This window comes from Tsukamurella sp. PLM1 (assembly GCF_023168325.1).
Taxonomy (GTDB): domain Bacteria; phylum Actinomycetota; class Actinomycetes; order Mycobacteriales; family Mycobacteriaceae; genus Tsukamurella.
On record NZ_AP025688.1, the window covers coordinates 3,134,055 to 3,149,071 of the forward strand.

Below are 15,017 nucleotides of genomic sequence, written 5' to 3' on the forward strand. Positions count from 1 at the left end.
CCTGCCCTGTGGCGCACCGGTTCCGCGGCTGTCGAAACCGGCTCTCGCCTCTTCATTCAGGTCTCTCGCGCGACGGTCACCGACCACGTTCGCTCACGGCGGACGCCACGCTTGTGGGCTAAGCGTAGCCCCTCGCCCCCGCGCTTGTCCCCGCGGTCCTACTCTGCGTCGTACTCGCGTCGCCGAGCCGGTCCTTCCACGCCCGGCTGCTAGCGTGGCGCACGGTCGGGACTACAGGTGAGGGCGGCGGAAGTGAACAGGGTCGGAAGTTCTTCGGCGGGCGCGGCGATCGCGACCGTAGCGCTCGTCGGCACCCTGCTGTCCGCGTGCGGCGGGCAGGAGCCCATCCAGCAGCCCTTCGCGTCGATCGCCACCACGACGACGCGCCTGGCCTCCGCGAACATCATCGGCCTCGATCGCAAGGCCGACGAGGCCTGCGCGGCCCCTGTCACCGGCGGCCCCGCGCCCGCCTCCATCGTCGTCGCCGATCCCGACCTGCTCGACGGACTGTGCGCCCTCGGCCTGCAGAACCGGGTCAAGGCGGTCGGCGGCGCGGCACCGTCGTACCTGGGCGCGACGCTCGCGAAAGTCCCGCAGCTGGGTGACGATGCCCGCGCCGAAGTGTCCGTGGGCACCGCCGCGTCCGCCGACGCGAACCGCCGCGCCGGCCGGACGGTGGTCGTCCCGGCACCGTCGGGCGACTGGCGGCGTAGCTTCCTCGCCCTGGCCGACGCGGTGCGGATGCCCGCAGAGGGCCGCGCGGTGATCGACCGCTACCAGCGCGACGTGGCGGACAAGTCCGTCAAGATCGACGCGATCCACACCGTGGTCTCGCTGGTCCGGTTCACCGCGGACGGGAAGTCGCTGGCCGAGGGGACCCGCGGCCTCGCAGCACAGGTCCTCGCGGATCTCGACGTGGTGCGCCCGGAGGCGCAACGCAAGCCCGAGCCCGTCGAGATGCCCGACGCCGACTACTCCGCGGCCGAGGCGGACCTGATCTACGTGGGCTACGAGGGCGACAAGGGACGCGCGTCCGGCATGTCGGTGATGACCTCGACCGCCTGGAAGGACCTGCGCGCGGTCACGGCGAAGCGCCAGTTCCTGGTCGAGGACGCGGCCTGGTTCTCGGCGGGCGGCCCCGTCGCGGCCGGGATCGTCGTGCACGACGTCGCGAACACCATCAAGTCGACGTCCTGACGGTCGCCGCCGCGTCGCTTCGACGGTGACGCCCCTCACATTCACCACGGAAAACCGCAGGCCCAGAGCTCGGTGTACACCTGTGCACGAATTCGGCCCGGAAGACCCTTCATTCATGCTTGTTTCAAGTGATAGCCTGAAGGCGGTTGAATCTCACACACGGCTTCTACCTGCAGAGATACCTGTGGGATTTCCCACAGGACACTGAGGGACATCGCAGGAACGAGCCGGACGGTGTGCCACGAAAGGAACCATCATGGCCCTGATGAACATGCCGCGGATGACGCACATGGCGCGCATGCGCGGTCGCTCCTTCCCCGGCCAGGCCGAGTACGAGCAGACACTGCACGACCTCTCCGAGGCATCGGTGCGCCGGAACTTCGACCCCTACGTCGACATCGACTGGGACTCGCCCGAGCTCGCGATCGTCCCCGACGACCCGCGCTGGGTGTGCAACCCCCGCTTCGATCCGATCGGTCGCCACCCCTGGTACCAGGCGCAGCCGCTGGCCAAGCAGATCGAGATCGGCATGTGGCGCCAGGCCAACGTGGCCAAGGTCGGCCTGCAGTTCGAGTCGATCCTGATCCGCGGGATCATGCAGTACACCGCGGTCCAGCCGAACAACTCCCCCGAGTTCCGCTACGCCACGCACGAGGCGAAGGAGGAGTGCCAGCACACGCTGATGTTCCAGGAGTTCGTCAACCGCGTGGGCATGGACGTGCCCGGTGGCGCCTGGTGGTTCCGCCGCCTCTCGCCGATCATCCCGCTCGCGGCCACCACGTTCCCGAACATCTTCTACATGGGCGTGCTGGCCGGCGAGGAGCCGATCGACCACCTGCAGAAGCAGTTCCTGCGCTCCGCGGACACGCAGCACCCGGCGATGACCTCGGTGATGCAGATCCACGTGGCTGAGGAGGCCCGCCACATCTCGTTCGCGCACCAGCTGCTCGAGCACAAGGTGCCCACCCGCGGCCCGATTCCCCGGTTCCTGCTGTCGCTGGCGATGCCGCTGGTCATGCGCGTCCTGCTGGGCGCCATCATGGTTCCGCCGAAGCAGTTCTGGGACACCTTCGACATCCCGCGGTCGGTGAAGAAGGACATCTTCTGGCGATCACCCGAGTCGAAGGCCATGCGCCAGGAGATCTTCGGCGACGTGCGCCTGCTCGCCGAGCGCACCGACCTGATGAACCCGATCTCCCGCCTGCTGTGGCGCGCCCTGGGCATCCACGGCCGCACCTCGCGGTTCCGCAGCGAGCCCTCGTACGCCGCGCAGTAGTCTCGAACAACCCCGATGATCCGGCTCGGCGGTCACCCGCCGAGCCGGACCCGTATCCGGGGCCCGGATACGAACACCCCGGAGGAGCCTCCTCGATGCCCCACGTGATCACCCAGTCCTGCTGCAGCGACGCGTCGTGCACGTTCGCGTGCCCGTCAACTGCATCCACCCGACGCCCGACGAGCCGGGCTTCGCAACGGCCGAGATGCTCTACGTGGATCCCACCACCTGCGTCGACTGCGGTGCCTGCGTGACCGCGTGCCCCGTCGACGCCATCGGCCCGGCGCATCGCCTGCCCGAGGAGCACAAGGTCTACATCGAGCTCAACCGCTCTCTCGCAGCCGCCGACCCGGCGAACTCGAGCCTCGGCGGCCCGAACCCCCAGGAACGCAGCCGCCCGCCGATGGCCCACACGGTGCCGCCGAAGGTGCTGCCGATCGCCGACGGGACCGTCGTCAGCGTGGGCGTGATCGGCAGCGGCCCGGCCGCGATGTACGCGGCCGACGAGCTGCTCCGCTACCCGGGCGTCACCGTCGACGTGTACGAGAAGCTGTCCACGCCGTACGGTCTGGCCCGATTCGGCGTCGCACCCGATCACACCCGGACCCGCAAGGTCTCGGGCCTGTTCGACAAGGTCGCGGCCGATCCGAACTTCCGGATCCACCTGAACACCGAGGTGGGTCGGGACGTCTCCCTCGAGGAGCTGCGGAAGCGGCACGACGCGATCGTCGTCGCCGTGGGCGCCAGCACCGACAAGAAGCTGGGCATCACCGGCGAGGACCTGCCGGGCGTGCGCAGCGCCACCGACTTCGTCGCCTGGTACAACGGCCACCCCGAGCACCGGGGCGACGCCGTGGATTTCACGCACGACCGCATCGTCGTCATCGGCAACGGCAACGTCGCGCTGGACGCGGCCCGCATTCTCACGGCCGAGCCGAAGGAGCTCGAGGGCACCACCATCTCTCCCGCGGCCCTGGCCGCCCTGCGCGAGTCGAAGGTCGAGGAGGTCGTGATCGTGGCGCGCCGCGGCCCGGAGCACGCCGCCTTCACTCTGCCCGAGGCGCTGGGCCTCGCGGACGAGCGCACCGTCATCGTCCACCCGGACCCGGACGTCGCCGAGACCATCGTCGCGGGCAGCGACTCCGAGCTCGTCGGGCACAAGCTCGCGCTGCTCGAGTCGCTGGAGACCCAGTCCGACGCGCCCCGCCGCATCCGCCTGCGGTTCCTCACCACCCCCGAGTCGATCGAGGCCACCGACGACGGCCTCGTCCTGCACGCGAAGCACACCGTCACCGGCGAGGCGATCGACCTCCCCGTCGGCATGGTGTTCACCTCGGTCGGCTACCGCGGTGTCCCGGTGCCGGGCCTCCCCTTCGACGAGCGCCGCGCGGTGCTGCCGAACGAGGCCGGCCGCGTCCTCGGGGACGACGGTGCGCCCCTGCCCGGCGTGTACGTCACGGGCTGGATCAAGCGCGGCCCCAACGGCTTCATCGGCACCAACAAGACCGACTCCCAGGAGACGGTGGAGAGGTTCGCCGAGGACGTCGTGGCCGGGATCGTCAAGGCCCGTCCCACCGGTAAGCGCAAGCGTTCCCTGAGCAGGATCCTCGGCGCGTAACCTCGTCGCCGTGGCCTCCTCCGAGCACGGCGCGCCGATCGAACTCACCGTCGGTGAGCGGGTGGTCCGCGTGTCCAGCCCGGACCGGGTCTACTTCCCGCAGGTCGGCGCGACGAAGCTCGACGTCGTGCGGTACTACGAGTCCGTGGGACCCGGCATCGTCCGGGCACTGCGCGACCGCCCGACGATGCTGCACCGCTACCCCAAGGGCGTCGACGGCGCGAAGGTGCACCAGAAGCGGATCCCCGCGGGTGCGCCCGACTGGCTGGAGACCGTGGAGATCTACTTCCCGCGGTTCGGCCGTACCGCCGACGAGGTGGTGGTGACCGAACTCGGCTCGGTGATCTGGGCCGCCCAGATGTCGACGGTCGAGTTCCACCCGTGGAACTGCCGCGCCGGCGACCTGGAGCACCCCGACGAGTGGCGCATCGACCTCGACCCGATGCCCGACTGCTCGTGGTCGCGCGTGCAGTCCGTGGCCGCGGTGGTGCACGAGGTTCTGGACGAGCTGGGCATCCGCGGCTTCCCCAAGACCTCGGGCGGCTCCGGGCTGCACGTGTACGTGCGGATCGAGCCCCGCTGGACGTTCTCGGAGGTCCGACGGTGCGCCCTCGCCTTCGCCCGGGAGGTGGAGCGCCGGGCACCGTCCGACGTCACGACGGTGTGGTGGCGCAAGGACCGCGACCCGTCGGCGGTCTTCCTCGACTACAATCAGAACGCGCGCGACCACACCATCGCGTGCGCGTACTCGCTGCGCGGCACGCCGATCGCCACCGCGTCCGCCCCGATCACGTGGGACGAGGTGCCCGACGTGCACCCCGACGACTTCACGATCCGCACCCTCCCGGCGCGCTTCGCGGATCTCGGCGACCTGCATGCATCCATCGACGACGAGGCGTTCACCCTCGACACGCTCGTCGAGTGGGCCGACCGCGACGACCTCCCCCTCGCCGATTGAACGACGTTCTGGAGAATCCGACCTGCGGTTTCCCTCTCCAGAACGTCGTTCAATCGCGGTGGGTCAGGCCCACATTCCCCGACGGCCGCGACCAGGACGACGCCCATCGCGACGAACAGCAGCGGCCCCATGATCATCTGCAGGAGAGCAAGGACGGTGGGGCGCTGCCACGCTTCGAACGGGATCAGAAGTCCCAGTCCTCGTCCTCCGTGTTGACGGCCTTGCCGATCACGTACGACGAGCCGGAGCCGGAGAAGAAGTCGTGGTTCTCGTCGGCGTTGGGCGACAGCGCGGAGAGGATCGCGGGGTTCACGTCGGTGGCGTCCTTGGGGAACATCGCCTCGTAGCCCAGGTTCATCAGCGCCTTGTTGGCGTTGTAGCGCAGGAACTTCTTGACGTCCTCGGTGAGCCCCACCTCGTCGTACAGCGACTCGGTGTAGTCCTCCTCGTTCGAGTACAGCTCGAAGAGCAGCTCGAACGTGTAGTCCTTGAGCTCCTGGCGCCGCGCCTCGGGCAGCGTCTCGAGCCCGCGCTGGTACTTGTAGCCGATGTAGTAGCCGTGCACGGCCTCGTCGCGGATGATCAGGCGGATCATGTCGGCCGTGTTGGTGAGCTTGGCCCGCGACGACCAGTACATCGGCAGGTAGAAGCCGCTGTAGAACAGGAACGACTCGAGCAGCGTCGAGGCGACCTTGCGCTTGAGCGGGTCGTCGCCGCGGTAGTAGTCCATGACGATGGACGCCTTGCGCTGCAGGTGCTCGTTCTCCTCCGACCAGCGGAACGCGTCGTCGATCTCGCGCGTGCTGCACAGCGTCGAGAAGATGGAGCTGTAGCTCTTCGCGTGCACCGACTCCATGAACGCGATGTTGGTGTACACCGCCTCCTCGTGCGGGGTGATCGCGTCGGGGATCAGCGAGACCGCGCCGACGGTGCCCTGGATCGTGTCGAGCAGCGTGAGGCCCGTGAAGACCCGCATGGTGAGCTGCTTCTCGTGCTCGGTGAGCGTGCCCCACGACGGGATGTCGTTGCTGACCGGCACCTTCTCGGGCAGCCAGAAGTTGCCCGTCAACCGGTCCCAGACCTCGGCGTCCTTCTCGTCCTGCACCCGGTTCCAGTTGATCGCCGACACCCGGCTGACCAGCTTGAGCGGAGCTCCGTCGGCGGGACTGTGAGCGGCGGTTTCAGACATGACACCTCGGTTTTCGCGGAGCTGTATTTCGACGCCTCCGACACTACCCCTTGGGTCAGACAAGTCCATGAGGCGCAAGATTTAGTCCATTGCGCCAGTTCGGCGTGTCGGCTCAGATGATCACCACGTCCAGCAGTCCGGTCAGCACGCCGGCGTCACCCTCCAGGTCGACGGTGCCCGGTTCCGCCCGGCGCCACAGCACGAGATCCAGGTCCGACGCCGCGCCGCGCACCGTCAGGTCCGCCGGCACCCGCCCGTCGAGGACGTCGATCCCGTCCGCACGCAGCCGCAACGTCCACGTGTCGCCGGTGTCGGTCGCCGCGATCACGATGACCTTCCCCGCCAGCGCGTCGGGCAGCCCCTTCCTGCCGACGATGAGCGGGATCTGCATCTGCGTGAGCTCGGTGACGCCGTCGGCGGCGGTCCACGCGGGGAGCGGCTCGGCGCCGCCGGGCAGCGAGTTCTGCAGGTCCCAGCGGTGGATCGACACCTCCTGCGTCATGCGACGCATCCAGAACGCGGCGACGGTGCGGCCGATGAAGGCGCGCGCGGGCGCGTCGGGCTCGTGCCGGCGGAGCTCGTCGAGCAGCGCGGCGTTGACGCCCGCGTACCAGCCGAGGACGGCGTCGCCGTCGGGCGCGTCGGAAACGTCGGGGATGAAGCGCTCCGTCGATTCCGGCCCGGCCTGCAGGAAGGCGGTGGCCCAGCGGTGCGCGCCGGCGGTGTGGACGACGCCGTCGCGCACCGTCCAGCCCGGGCAGCTGGGAACGGGAAGACCTAGGTGGGTGGGGTCGATCGCGGCGATCCGGGCGCCGTCGGCGGCGATGGACTCGAGCCAGAGCTGCTTCGTCATGGACTCGAGACTACGAATTCACGCCAGTCCCGCGAGGCGATACAGCACGAGCGACCCCGCGACCGCGACGTTGAGGCTCGCACCCCGCCCGATCATCGGGATTTCGACCGCCTCGTCGAGCAGGTGCAGGGTGTCACTGGGGATCCCGGAGAACTCGTGCCCGAGGACCACGACGGTGCGCCCCCGCGCGGGCGGCAGGTCGCCGAGGCGCGTCGCGCCTTCGGCCAGCTCCACCCCGATGATGTGCGAGCCGCGCTCGCGCTGCTTGAGGAGCCAGTTCTGCGGATTGCCGACGCGGTGGATGCAGCTGGGCCCGGGCAGCGTATTGCCCTTGCGCAGTGCATTCTTCACCCAGTCGTGCGACGGGACCGCCATGCAGGCGCCGACCGCGTCGCAGGTACGGAGCAGAGTCCCGAGGTTCGCACCGTGCTGCGCCCAGAGCGGGGCGACGATGAGGTGGTCCCAGCAGGAGTGACCCTGACGCCGCCGTGCACGGCGCAGTTCGGAGCGGGACTTCACCCGCAACTCGGCCATCAGACGGTGTGAGGCGCGGCGCCCCTTCCATGAGTGTGCATCACCCCAGAGTACCGGGGCCGCTCGCGATGTCGGGTTCTGTGCCGTCACGAGTGCGCCACGACACCTGTGCCTCACACAGACCCGACATCGTGAAGCACTCGGCGCTTATGCATGCTGGAGCGGTGACCGAACTGCCGATGTTCCCACTCGGAGCGGTGCTGCTGCCCGGAGAGGAACTACCGCTGCGCATCTTCGAGCCCCGCTACCGCGCGATGATCGAGCACTGCCTCGCCGCCGACGGACGGTTCGGGGTGGTGCTGATCGAGCGCGGCAGCGAGGTCGGCGGCGGCGATGTGCGCACGGACGTGGGGACGGTCGCCGTGATCGATCGGTACGTCCGCAAGCCCGACGGTGGCTACACCCTCACGTGCCTGGGGACGGACCGGTTGCGCGTCGTGCAGTGGCTGCCCGACGATCCGTATCCGCGCGCCGACGTGGAGATCTGGCCCGACGACGTCCAGCCCGCCGTCGACCTGATCCCGCTGCTGGGCAAACGCGACGAGATCGAGCGCCTGGCCGCGCGACTGGCGCGGGCCCAGGGGTTCGGCCCCGCGCATGGCCGAAGCTGAAGCTCCCGGAGAACCCGGTGGAGCGCAGCTACTACCTGGCCCGGGCGCTGCCGTTGCCGGACGCGGACCGTCATCGCGCGCTCGCCGCGCCCGGCCCTGCGGACCGCGTGCACGTCCTCACCGATGCCCTCGACGACGTGATCGCCTCGCTGCGATTCCGCCTGCAGTAGCGTCGGCCCGGTGTCCGGCTTCGCGGACTGCGGCAGCGAGCACGGCGATCCGTGCGACTTCTGTTCCCGCGACAGGGACGGCTACGCGCCCAGGTGACGCGGTCGATGTGCCGGCGCGCCCCGACGGGTCGCCTTGCTGCGGATCGCCGACCTGTCCCATACTGAGCAGGTGACGGCCGACGCAACGGTGAACGACGTGATGCTGCGTCGTCCGACGGTGCACCCCGCGGACGTCACCATCGGTGCCGCGCGGGCCGCTCTCGAGGCCGCCCCCAAGCTGCACCTGCTCCTGCTGATCCGCGACGGCCGGGTGATCGGGACGCTCGACCGGGGCGATCTTTCGGATCCGGCCCTGGCCGGCGACTCCCCCGCGTTGGCGCTGGCGGAGCTGGACGGCCGCACCGTCGCGCCGGACGTCCCCGCGGAGCGATTGCGGAAAGACATGCTCGCCACCGGGATCCGGCGGCTCGCGGTGGTCGACGACGAGATGCGCCTGCTCGGCCTGCTCTGTCTCAAGTCGAGCGGCACCGGTTTCTGCTCCGACGACGGCGTCGCCGACATGCGGCGCGCGCGATCAGCCTCGAACGTCCCCCGTCCCTAGCGCCGCGTACCGGTCTCGTCTCAGGCCGCCATGAGTCGCTGCATGTCGGCGAGGACGCGGTCGGCGGCCACGGTGGAGGCGTTGAGGAACCACGGGTCGACGTCCACCTCGAAGGCGCGTCCCCGCGAGACCACCGGCAGGTCCCGCCACAGCGCCGCCTCGGTGAAGTCGCCCGACGATCCGGGGAACGAGTAGAACAACCAGTCCGCGTCGAGCAGCGCCACCTGTTCCAGCGACAGGGGACGGCTCGCAGTGTCCGAGAACCGCTGCGTGGCAGGCCGGGTCAGGCCGGCGTCGGTCGCCACGATGCTCGCCAGCGCGAGCGTGCCGAAGTACAGGTACTGGTCCCCTTCCCGCGCACGAGCGAGACCGTCTCGAAGTTCCGCGCGACGCTCCCCACGCCTTAGCGCGCCCCTCGTACGCGGCCAGCACGCCCGCGCCCTCGCCGGACTTGCCCAGCGCGTCCGCGACGATGGCGAGATCGTCCTTGAACCGCTCGGAGCCACCGTTGGTGCGGACGGTGGGCGCGATCTTCGCGAGTTGCTCCGCGAGGCTCTTCTCCGCCCGATTGTTGGACAGGATCAGATCGGGCTTCAGGCCGGCCACCTTCTCGAGGTCGGGGCTCATCCGCTGCCCCACCACCTGGATCGCGTCGAGGTCGTACCGGTCCCCGAACGCCTTCCTGAGATACTCGGGCACGCCTCTGCTATCGGTCGACTCCGACACCGCGACCGCCAGACCGACGGGGACCACGCCCAGGGCCAGGCAGTGGTCGAGATGCCCGGTCGACAGCGCCACCACGCGCTTCTGCGCGCCGATCACGCTGCCGGAGCCCGACGGTGCCGCCCCTCCGTCGGGCCGTCGCCGCACGCGGCGAGCAGCGCGGCCCCACCAAGGGCGGCCGCGCCGCCGAAGAACCGCCGCCGGCTGACCCCGCGTCGACTACCCATCGCTTCCATGACCATCCGACGATATTAGGCCATGCTAACCTCCATGGCGAGCGATTGGGCGTCCCGCACCCGTGCGCCGCTGCCCGGCCTAGATCCCCTGCTCGTCTTCCACCATCGCCATCAGGATCCGACGCGCGCGCACGGCCGCCCGGTCCGCCTTGACGTTGACGTAACGCCGCGGGATCGGGTCCTGGTCGAGGCACTGCTGCACGGTCTCGAGGACGGCGATGTCCCGGTCGGCCATCGCGTGGAAGACCTCGATCAACCGCTCGCCGATGTCGGGCGAGACCGACGGGCCCCGCCACGAGATCTGCAGGAAGACATCGGTGACTCCGGAGGACTGGGGCGTGAAACCGTGCGTCCGCACGAGTTCCAGCTCCGGACCGGTCGCACCGATGATGGTGTAGGTCTGCTTGTGCAGGCCCGGCGTCACGAACGTGCCCGTCTCCGTCCGGCCGAACGATGCGGACGGGTTGGTATGGTCCAGCCCGGTGACAGTGGCCTCCCACGGAGCCAGCGGCGCCTCGGGCAGTTCGCGCCTGTATGACACTGAAAGCTCGGAGACCTCGACGTCCTCCAGCGGGGGCAGCGCCTCGATGCCGGGCGGCACCATCTCCGGATGCATTGCGAAGACGTTGGTCAGGTCGAGGTAGTGCTCGTGGAGCAACTGGAGGTTGGCGGCCACCTCGCGCCGTTCCCCGACACTCGCCCAGCCGTCATCGTGCAACCACGGCGTCGCCGGCGGTGGCCGCAGCCGCTCACCGCCGGGCGTTCCCGCCCAGATCCAGACGAAGGGTCCGCGCTCGACGACAGGGAAGGCTCGCACCCGCGCGGACGGGGGCGGGTTGTCCTGAGACGGCACGCTCACCCAGCGTCCCGTCGCGTCGTAGGTGCAGCCGTGGTAGCCGCACACGATGTAGTCGTCCTCGCGGCGTCCCGCCGAGAGCGGGTAGGGCCGGTGCGCGCAGCGGTCCTCCAGCGCGGCGATCGCGCCGTCGGAAAGGCGGTAGAGCACGACCGGTGTATCGAGGACGCGCCGCGCAGTGAATCCGTATCCGACCTCGGCGGTGGTGGCGACGACGTACCAGCAGTCCCTCGGATAGTCGGCGGTGGGTTGGTTCCGAGCGATGTCGTTCATACGTCCAGCACCAGCTTCTTCGACAGGGAGCGGGAAACGCAGAGCATGATCGTTTCGCCGCGCTCCCTTTCCGCCTTGGACAGGATCGAGTCACGGTGCTCGGGTGTGCCCTCGAGCACGTCGGCCTCACAGGTGCCACAGATCCCTTCCATGCAGGATCCGAGGACGTCGACGCCGGCCTTCTCGACCGCGTCGAAGATCGTGGTGCCTTCCGGGACGGTCACGGTCACTCCCGAGCGCGAGCACACGACTTCGAACGAGTCGAGCGCATCCTCGGATGCCGCGACCTCCTTGGCCGCGAAGCGCTCTATGTGCAGGCTGCCCTCGGGCCACGGCGCGCACGCCTCCTCCACGGCGTCGAGGAAGGCGCCCGGGCCGCAACAGTAGACCACGGTGTCCGGCGTAGGCTTCCCGAGCTCGGCCGCCAGGTCGATCCGGCCGTTCTCGCTGCTCGGCCAGATCGTGACCCGGTCGGAGTCCTCGAATCGGTCCAGGAACGCCATCGACTCGCGTGAGCGGCCGCAGTAGAGCAGGCTCCACTGCGCCCCGCGCGCCTCGGCGGCCTCGATCATCGGGAGAATCGGGGTGATCCCGATGCCGCCCGCGACGAATCGGTAGTTCGTGGAGGCGACCAAGGGGAAATGATTGCGCGGACCTCGCACGCGGACCGTCGCACCCTCCGTCAGCTTCTCGTGGACGTACGCCGAGCCACCTCGGCTGTCCGGGTCGCGAAGGACGCCGATCTTCCACGACGACTCGTCCGAGGCGCTGCCGCACAGCGAGTACTGCCGCGTCAGCGACGGCTCCAGTAGAAGGTCGATATGGGCCCCGGCAGTCCACGCCGGGAGCGGTGCACCCGCAGGGGCGCTGAGGGTGAGCTCGACGACCCCGTCCGCCACCTCGCGCCGGCTCGCTACCTGTACCTCGACCTCGGTCTCGGTGGTGATGGTCTCTTCGCGGGAGCGACGAATCGGTGGACGAGCGGGAGTCCGTGCCGCGGCGGGCTGCACGGCCCGTTCGCCGCGGGGGCGGGCCTTCTGCCCGATCGGCGTCAACGTGACCATCATCTTCGTGTAGCCGCGGACGAAGTTCGACTGGAGGTATTCCGGCTCCTCGACCACTTCGATGTCCTCGAACCGCGCGAGCAGTTCCTCCCAGAGGATCCGCAGCTGGAGTTCCGCCACCCGACTGCCCATGCAGCGGTGCACGCCGATACCGAACGAGAGATGGTGGCGGGCGTTGTGCCGGTCGATGATGAATTCGTCCGGATTCTCGAAGGTGCGCTCGTCCCGGTTCGCCGACGCGTACCACATGACGACCTTGTCGCCCTTGCGGATGAACTGACCGTTAAGGACGGTGTCCTTCTTGGCGATGCGCCGCATGTAGGCCAGCGGCGTCTGCCAGCGGATGTTCTCGTGGACGAACTTCGGGATCAGGCTGTGATCGGCTTTGAGCCGGTCGAACTGGTCCGGGAACAGGTTCAGTGCGTACACGCCGCCCGACATCGAGTTGCGGGTGGTGTCGTTGCCGCCCACGACGAGCAGGATCAGATTGCCGAGGAACTCCATCGGCCGGTTGATCAGGTCCTTGGTGTCCTCAGACATCTGCATCAAGGTGATCAGGTCGTATCCCGGCTTTTCGCCCGCCTTGAGGCGCGCCGCCTTGTCGTGCCACAGGTCGCTGAAGCTCTTCGCCATCTCGGCGACGCCCCTGTACATCTCGTCCATGTCGACGTCGCCGCCGGTGGCTGCGGCGCTGGCACCTGCCAGCTCGGTCCAGCGCACGAGCTTGCGCCGTTCCGCATAGGGGAAGTCGAGCAGGGTGGCGAGCATCCGGGACGTCAGCTCGATGCTGACCCTGTCCACCCAGTCGAAGGGTTCGTTCACCGGCAGGTCGTCGAGGACCTCTTGGACGCGCGACCGGATCAGGCCCTGCATCTCCTCGAGGTTCTGCGGTGCGACGACTCCCTGCACCGCTCCGCGCTGCACGTCGTGGCGTGGCGGGTCCATCGCGATGAACATCTCGATGTCCAGGCCTTCCGGCGGTACGCCGATGACGATCTGCGGCTCGGCCGAGTAGGTCTCGAAGTCGCGGTCCACCGTGACGATGTCGTCGTACCGCGTGACCGACCAGTACGGCCCGAATTCGCTCGACGCCCGGAAGTGGACCGGCGCCTCGTTGCGCAGGCGCTCGAAGTAGGGGCGCCACTGGCCCTGCCGCCACATGAACGGATTGCTCATGTCGATCTCGGTCAGCGCCACCGCGTCGACGTCGGGGATCTCCTGCTCGACGAAGTCGGGCTGCCGGTCACCCAGAGCCAGTTTCTTGGCCTTCTGGAAGAGGTGCAGGCCCTGGACCTGCCTCTCCATCGGGATGGTCGCCTGGGCCTTGTTGATGACCCGGTCGAGGAAGTTCATAGTCCAACCGCCTTGCGGACGAAGATGTGTGGACGCCACCAACCTAGGCCGTCCATCACGTCGCGCGGGCGGATTGCTGGGATTCGATCGGCCACCGAGCCTGCGAACCGGTTAGCACCTCACGCGCATCGCTGCGACTCACCTCCGCGGCCGCCGCACCTTCCCCGCGACCTCGGCGGCCCCTACGCCACGCGCGGCGGCGCGTCGAGATCGTCACAGAAGTAGAACGCGACGGCCTCGGGGTCGGCGTCGGCCGCAGGCGGGTGAGTCGTCAATCGCGACAACGTCGCCGAGTGATGGAACGGCAGATCGGCCCGATCGGCCAAGTCGGCACTGCCTCCCGCGACCGGGTGCCACGTCTCGTCACCGACGGTGCGGCAGCGCATGGTGGCCCGTCCGGACGGGGTGCATTCAGTGACCACTTCCACCCTCCCGACGACGCGGGCGCCGTCCTCGGTGGGCAGCGGGCGCGTGATGTCGATGGTCGCGGTGAGTCGATGCAGATTTCTCACGTGTTCGTCCTCATGGACTCCAAGGGGCCGGTCGAAACAGGCGGAAACACAAGGGAGTCGGGTCGGGGGCTCCGACCAGCCCGTCAAGGAACCCCCGACCCTCGCGGTGCGGTCTGCGGCGATGAACCGACGACTAGACGAAGAAGCGCCGGCCGTCGATGATCAGCACTTCGTCGCGACGCACCCACGGATAGTCGTCGATCAGTGTGTCGAGGTCGACCGTGCGCACCTGCTCGGCGACATCTGCTGGATCGGCTTGAGGCACTCCGTCTCCCATACCGTGGAGACGGTCGTCGCTGCGGTACAGCATGCGCTTTCTCCGTTCGTGCTGGCGGTGCGGTGGCGAGGCCGGCGAAGGCCCTGGCCCCGCCGCCGCGCCCGGTCAACCGGCTACATCGATGCGGGATTCGTCGTCGGACGCGCTCGACTCGACTGCGAGCTGCTCGCACTGCGGTTCGTCGGAGCTCTGCTCCACGACGATCCGCCTGGGTTTCGCGCGCTCGGCGATAGGAATCGTCACTGTGAGAACACCGTTGTCGTAGCGCGCGGCGATTCCCGCAGTGTCGATACTGTCGCCCAGGGCCAACTGCCGACGATAGACGCCGGAGAACCGCTCGCTGGTCAGCCACCGGACCCCGGAATCGGACATGGCCGTGCGCCGGCCGGTGAGAGTGAGAACGCCGTTCTCGACGTCGACGTCGATCGAGCCGGGGTCCGCGCCCGGCAGGTCGGCGGTGAGGACGTAGTGGTCGTCCACCTGGTAGAGATCCATCGGCATGAACCGCGGCGATCGCGGCGATCCGGTTTCCCGGCCGGCGGAGAGCAGGCCCCGGGCCACGACATCCAACTCGGAGAATGGATCGAACCTCAGCACAGCAAACACCTCCCGTGAACTCCAGGCCGCCCGCCGCTCTGACGGGCGACTCATCAACTGTGCACCATCAGTTCTAGCACTCTCCGTGCCCGAGTGCTAGAGGTCCGCGACCGATTCCG

At 68.9% G+C, this 15,017-nt stretch carries 17 protein-coding genes and 1 pseudogene; 7 read left to right on the forward strand and 11 right to left on the reverse strand.

Features of this window, described 5'->3' with window-relative positions:
- The first annotated feature begins 252 nt into the window (after positions 1–252).
- From MTP03_RS16060 to ligD, 4 genes are all read left to right on the forward strand, one after another.
- A complete protein-coding gene (locus MTP03_RS16060; RefSeq protein WP_248489090.1) occupies positions 253–1,197 on the forward strand; it encodes an ABC transporter substrate-binding protein in 945 nt (314 codons plus the stop codon).
- A gap of 280 nt (positions 1,198–1,477) precedes the next feature.
- Positions 1,478–2,473 carry a diiron oxygenase gene (locus MTP03_RS16065; RefSeq protein WP_248492242.1) on the forward strand — a complete coding sequence of 332 codons (996 nt, stop codon included), beginning with the start codon at positions 1,478–1,480 and terminating at the stop codon, positions 2,471–2,473.
- Between the two features lie 136 nt (positions 2,474–2,609).
- A complete protein-coding gene (locus MTP03_RS16070) occupies positions 2,610–4,091 on the forward strand; it encodes an FAD-dependent oxidoreductase (protein WP_371820784.1) in 1,482 nt (493 codons plus the stop codon).
- A gap of 10 nt (positions 4,092–4,101) precedes the next feature.
- Entirely contained in the window at positions 4,102–5,049 is a 948-nt protein-coding gene (ligD, locus tag MTP03_RS16075; protein ID WP_248489091.1) for a non-homologous end-joining DNA ligase, read from the forward strand.
- Positions 5,050–5,233: 184 nt separating this feature from the next.
- On the opposite strand, the gene nrdF is transcribed toward ligD, so the two are convergent.
- The 3 genes from nrdF to MTP03_RS16090 form a co-directional block, all read right to left on the reverse strand.
- Positions 5,234–6,238 carry a class 1b ribonucleoside-diphosphate reductase subunit beta gene (nrdF, locus tag MTP03_RS16080; protein WP_248489092.1) on the reverse strand — a complete coding sequence of 335 codons (1,005 nt, stop codon included), beginning with the start codon at positions 6,236–6,238 and terminating at the stop codon, positions 5,234–5,236.
- Positions 6,239–6,350: 112 nt separating this feature from the next.
- Complete coding sequence (locus MTP03_RS16085; RefSeq protein WP_248489093.1) at positions 6,351–7,091, reverse strand: maleylpyruvate isomerase family mycothiol-dependent enzyme; 741 nt, start codon at positions 7,089–7,091, stop codon at positions 6,351–6,353.
- An 18-nt stretch (positions 7,092–7,109) separates the two neighbouring features.
- Complete coding sequence (locus MTP03_RS16090; RefSeq protein ID WP_248489094.1) at positions 7,110–7,625, reverse strand: TrmH family RNA methyltransferase; 516 nt, start codon at positions 7,623–7,625, stop codon at positions 7,110–7,112.
- Between the two features lie 164 nt (positions 7,626–7,789).
- Here MTP03_RS16090 and MTP03_RS16095 point away from each other — a divergent pair, with 164 nt between their 5' ends.
- The 3 genes from MTP03_RS16095 (at position 7,790) to MTP03_RS16105 (ending at position 9,007) form a co-directional block, all read left to right on the forward strand.
- Positions 7,790–8,236, forward strand: a complete 447-nt coding sequence (locus MTP03_RS16095) for an LON peptidase substrate-binding domain-containing protein (RefSeq protein ID WP_371820785.1) — start codon at positions 7,790–7,792, stop codon at positions 8,234–8,236.
- 17 nt (positions 8,237–8,253) lie between these two features.
- Positions 8,254–8,406 (forward strand): hypothetical protein, encoded by a 153-nt coding sequence (locus tag MTP03_RS16100; RefSeq protein ID WP_248489095.1) that lies wholly within the window; start codon positions 8,254–8,256, stop codon positions 8,404–8,406.
- A 169-nt stretch (positions 8,407–8,575) separates the two neighbouring features.
- A complete protein-coding gene (locus MTP03_RS16105; protein ID WP_248489096.1) occupies positions 8,576–9,007 on the forward strand; it encodes a CBS domain-containing protein in 432 nt (143 codons plus the stop codon).
- 20 nt (positions 9,008–9,027) lie between these two features.
- Here the strand turns inward: MTP03_RS16105 and MTP03_RS16110 are convergent, their stop codons facing one another.
- From MTP03_RS16110 to MTP03_RS16140, 8 genes and pseudogenes are all read right to left on the reverse strand, one after another.
- Positions 9,028–9,312: a hypothetical protein gene (locus MTP03_RS16110; RefSeq protein WP_248489097.1), complete on the reverse strand. Its 285-nt coding sequence runs from the start codon at positions 9,310–9,312 to the stop codon at positions 9,028–9,030.
- 154 nt (positions 9,313–9,466) lie between these two features.
- Positions 9,467–9,877, reverse strand: a pseudogene (locus tag MTP03_RS23940) (ABC transporter substrate-binding protein); the annotation flags it as partial.
- Positions 9,826–9,972, reverse strand: coding sequence for a hypothetical protein (locus MTP03_RS16115; protein ID WP_248489098.1), 147 nt, complete (start codon positions 9,970–9,972; stop codon positions 9,826–9,828). The gene MTP03_RS16115 and the pseudogene MTP03_RS23940, both read right to left, overlap by 52 nt.
- 73 nt (positions 9,973–10,045) lie before the next feature.
- Positions 10,046–11,095: an aromatic ring-hydroxylating dioxygenase subunit alpha gene (locus MTP03_RS16120; RefSeq protein WP_248489099.1), complete on the reverse strand. Its 1,050-nt coding sequence runs from the start codon at positions 11,093–11,095 to the stop codon at positions 10,046–10,048.
- Positions 11,092–13,512, reverse strand: a complete 2,421-nt coding sequence (locus MTP03_RS16125; RefSeq protein ID WP_248489100.1) for a cytochrome P450/oxidoreductase — start codon at positions 13,510–13,512, stop codon at positions 11,092–11,094. Before MTP03_RS16125 ends, MTP03_RS16120 begins: the two co-directional genes overlap by 4 nt.
- Before the next feature lie 182 nt (positions 13,513–13,694).
- Entirely contained in the window at positions 13,695–14,024 is a 330-nt protein-coding gene (locus MTP03_RS16130; protein WP_248489101.1) for a hypothetical protein, read from the reverse strand.
- Between the two features lie 133 nt (positions 14,025–14,157).
- Complete coding sequence (locus MTP03_RS16135) at positions 14,158–14,334, reverse strand: hypothetical protein (RefSeq protein WP_248489102.1); 177 nt, start codon at positions 14,332–14,334, stop codon at positions 14,158–14,160.
- 72 nt (positions 14,335–14,406) lie between these two features.
- Complete coding sequence (locus MTP03_RS16140; protein WP_248492243.1) at positions 14,407–14,898, reverse strand: Hsp20/alpha crystallin family protein; 492 nt, start codon at positions 14,896–14,898, stop codon at positions 14,407–14,409.
- Positions 14,899–15,017 lie beyond the last annotated feature (119 nt).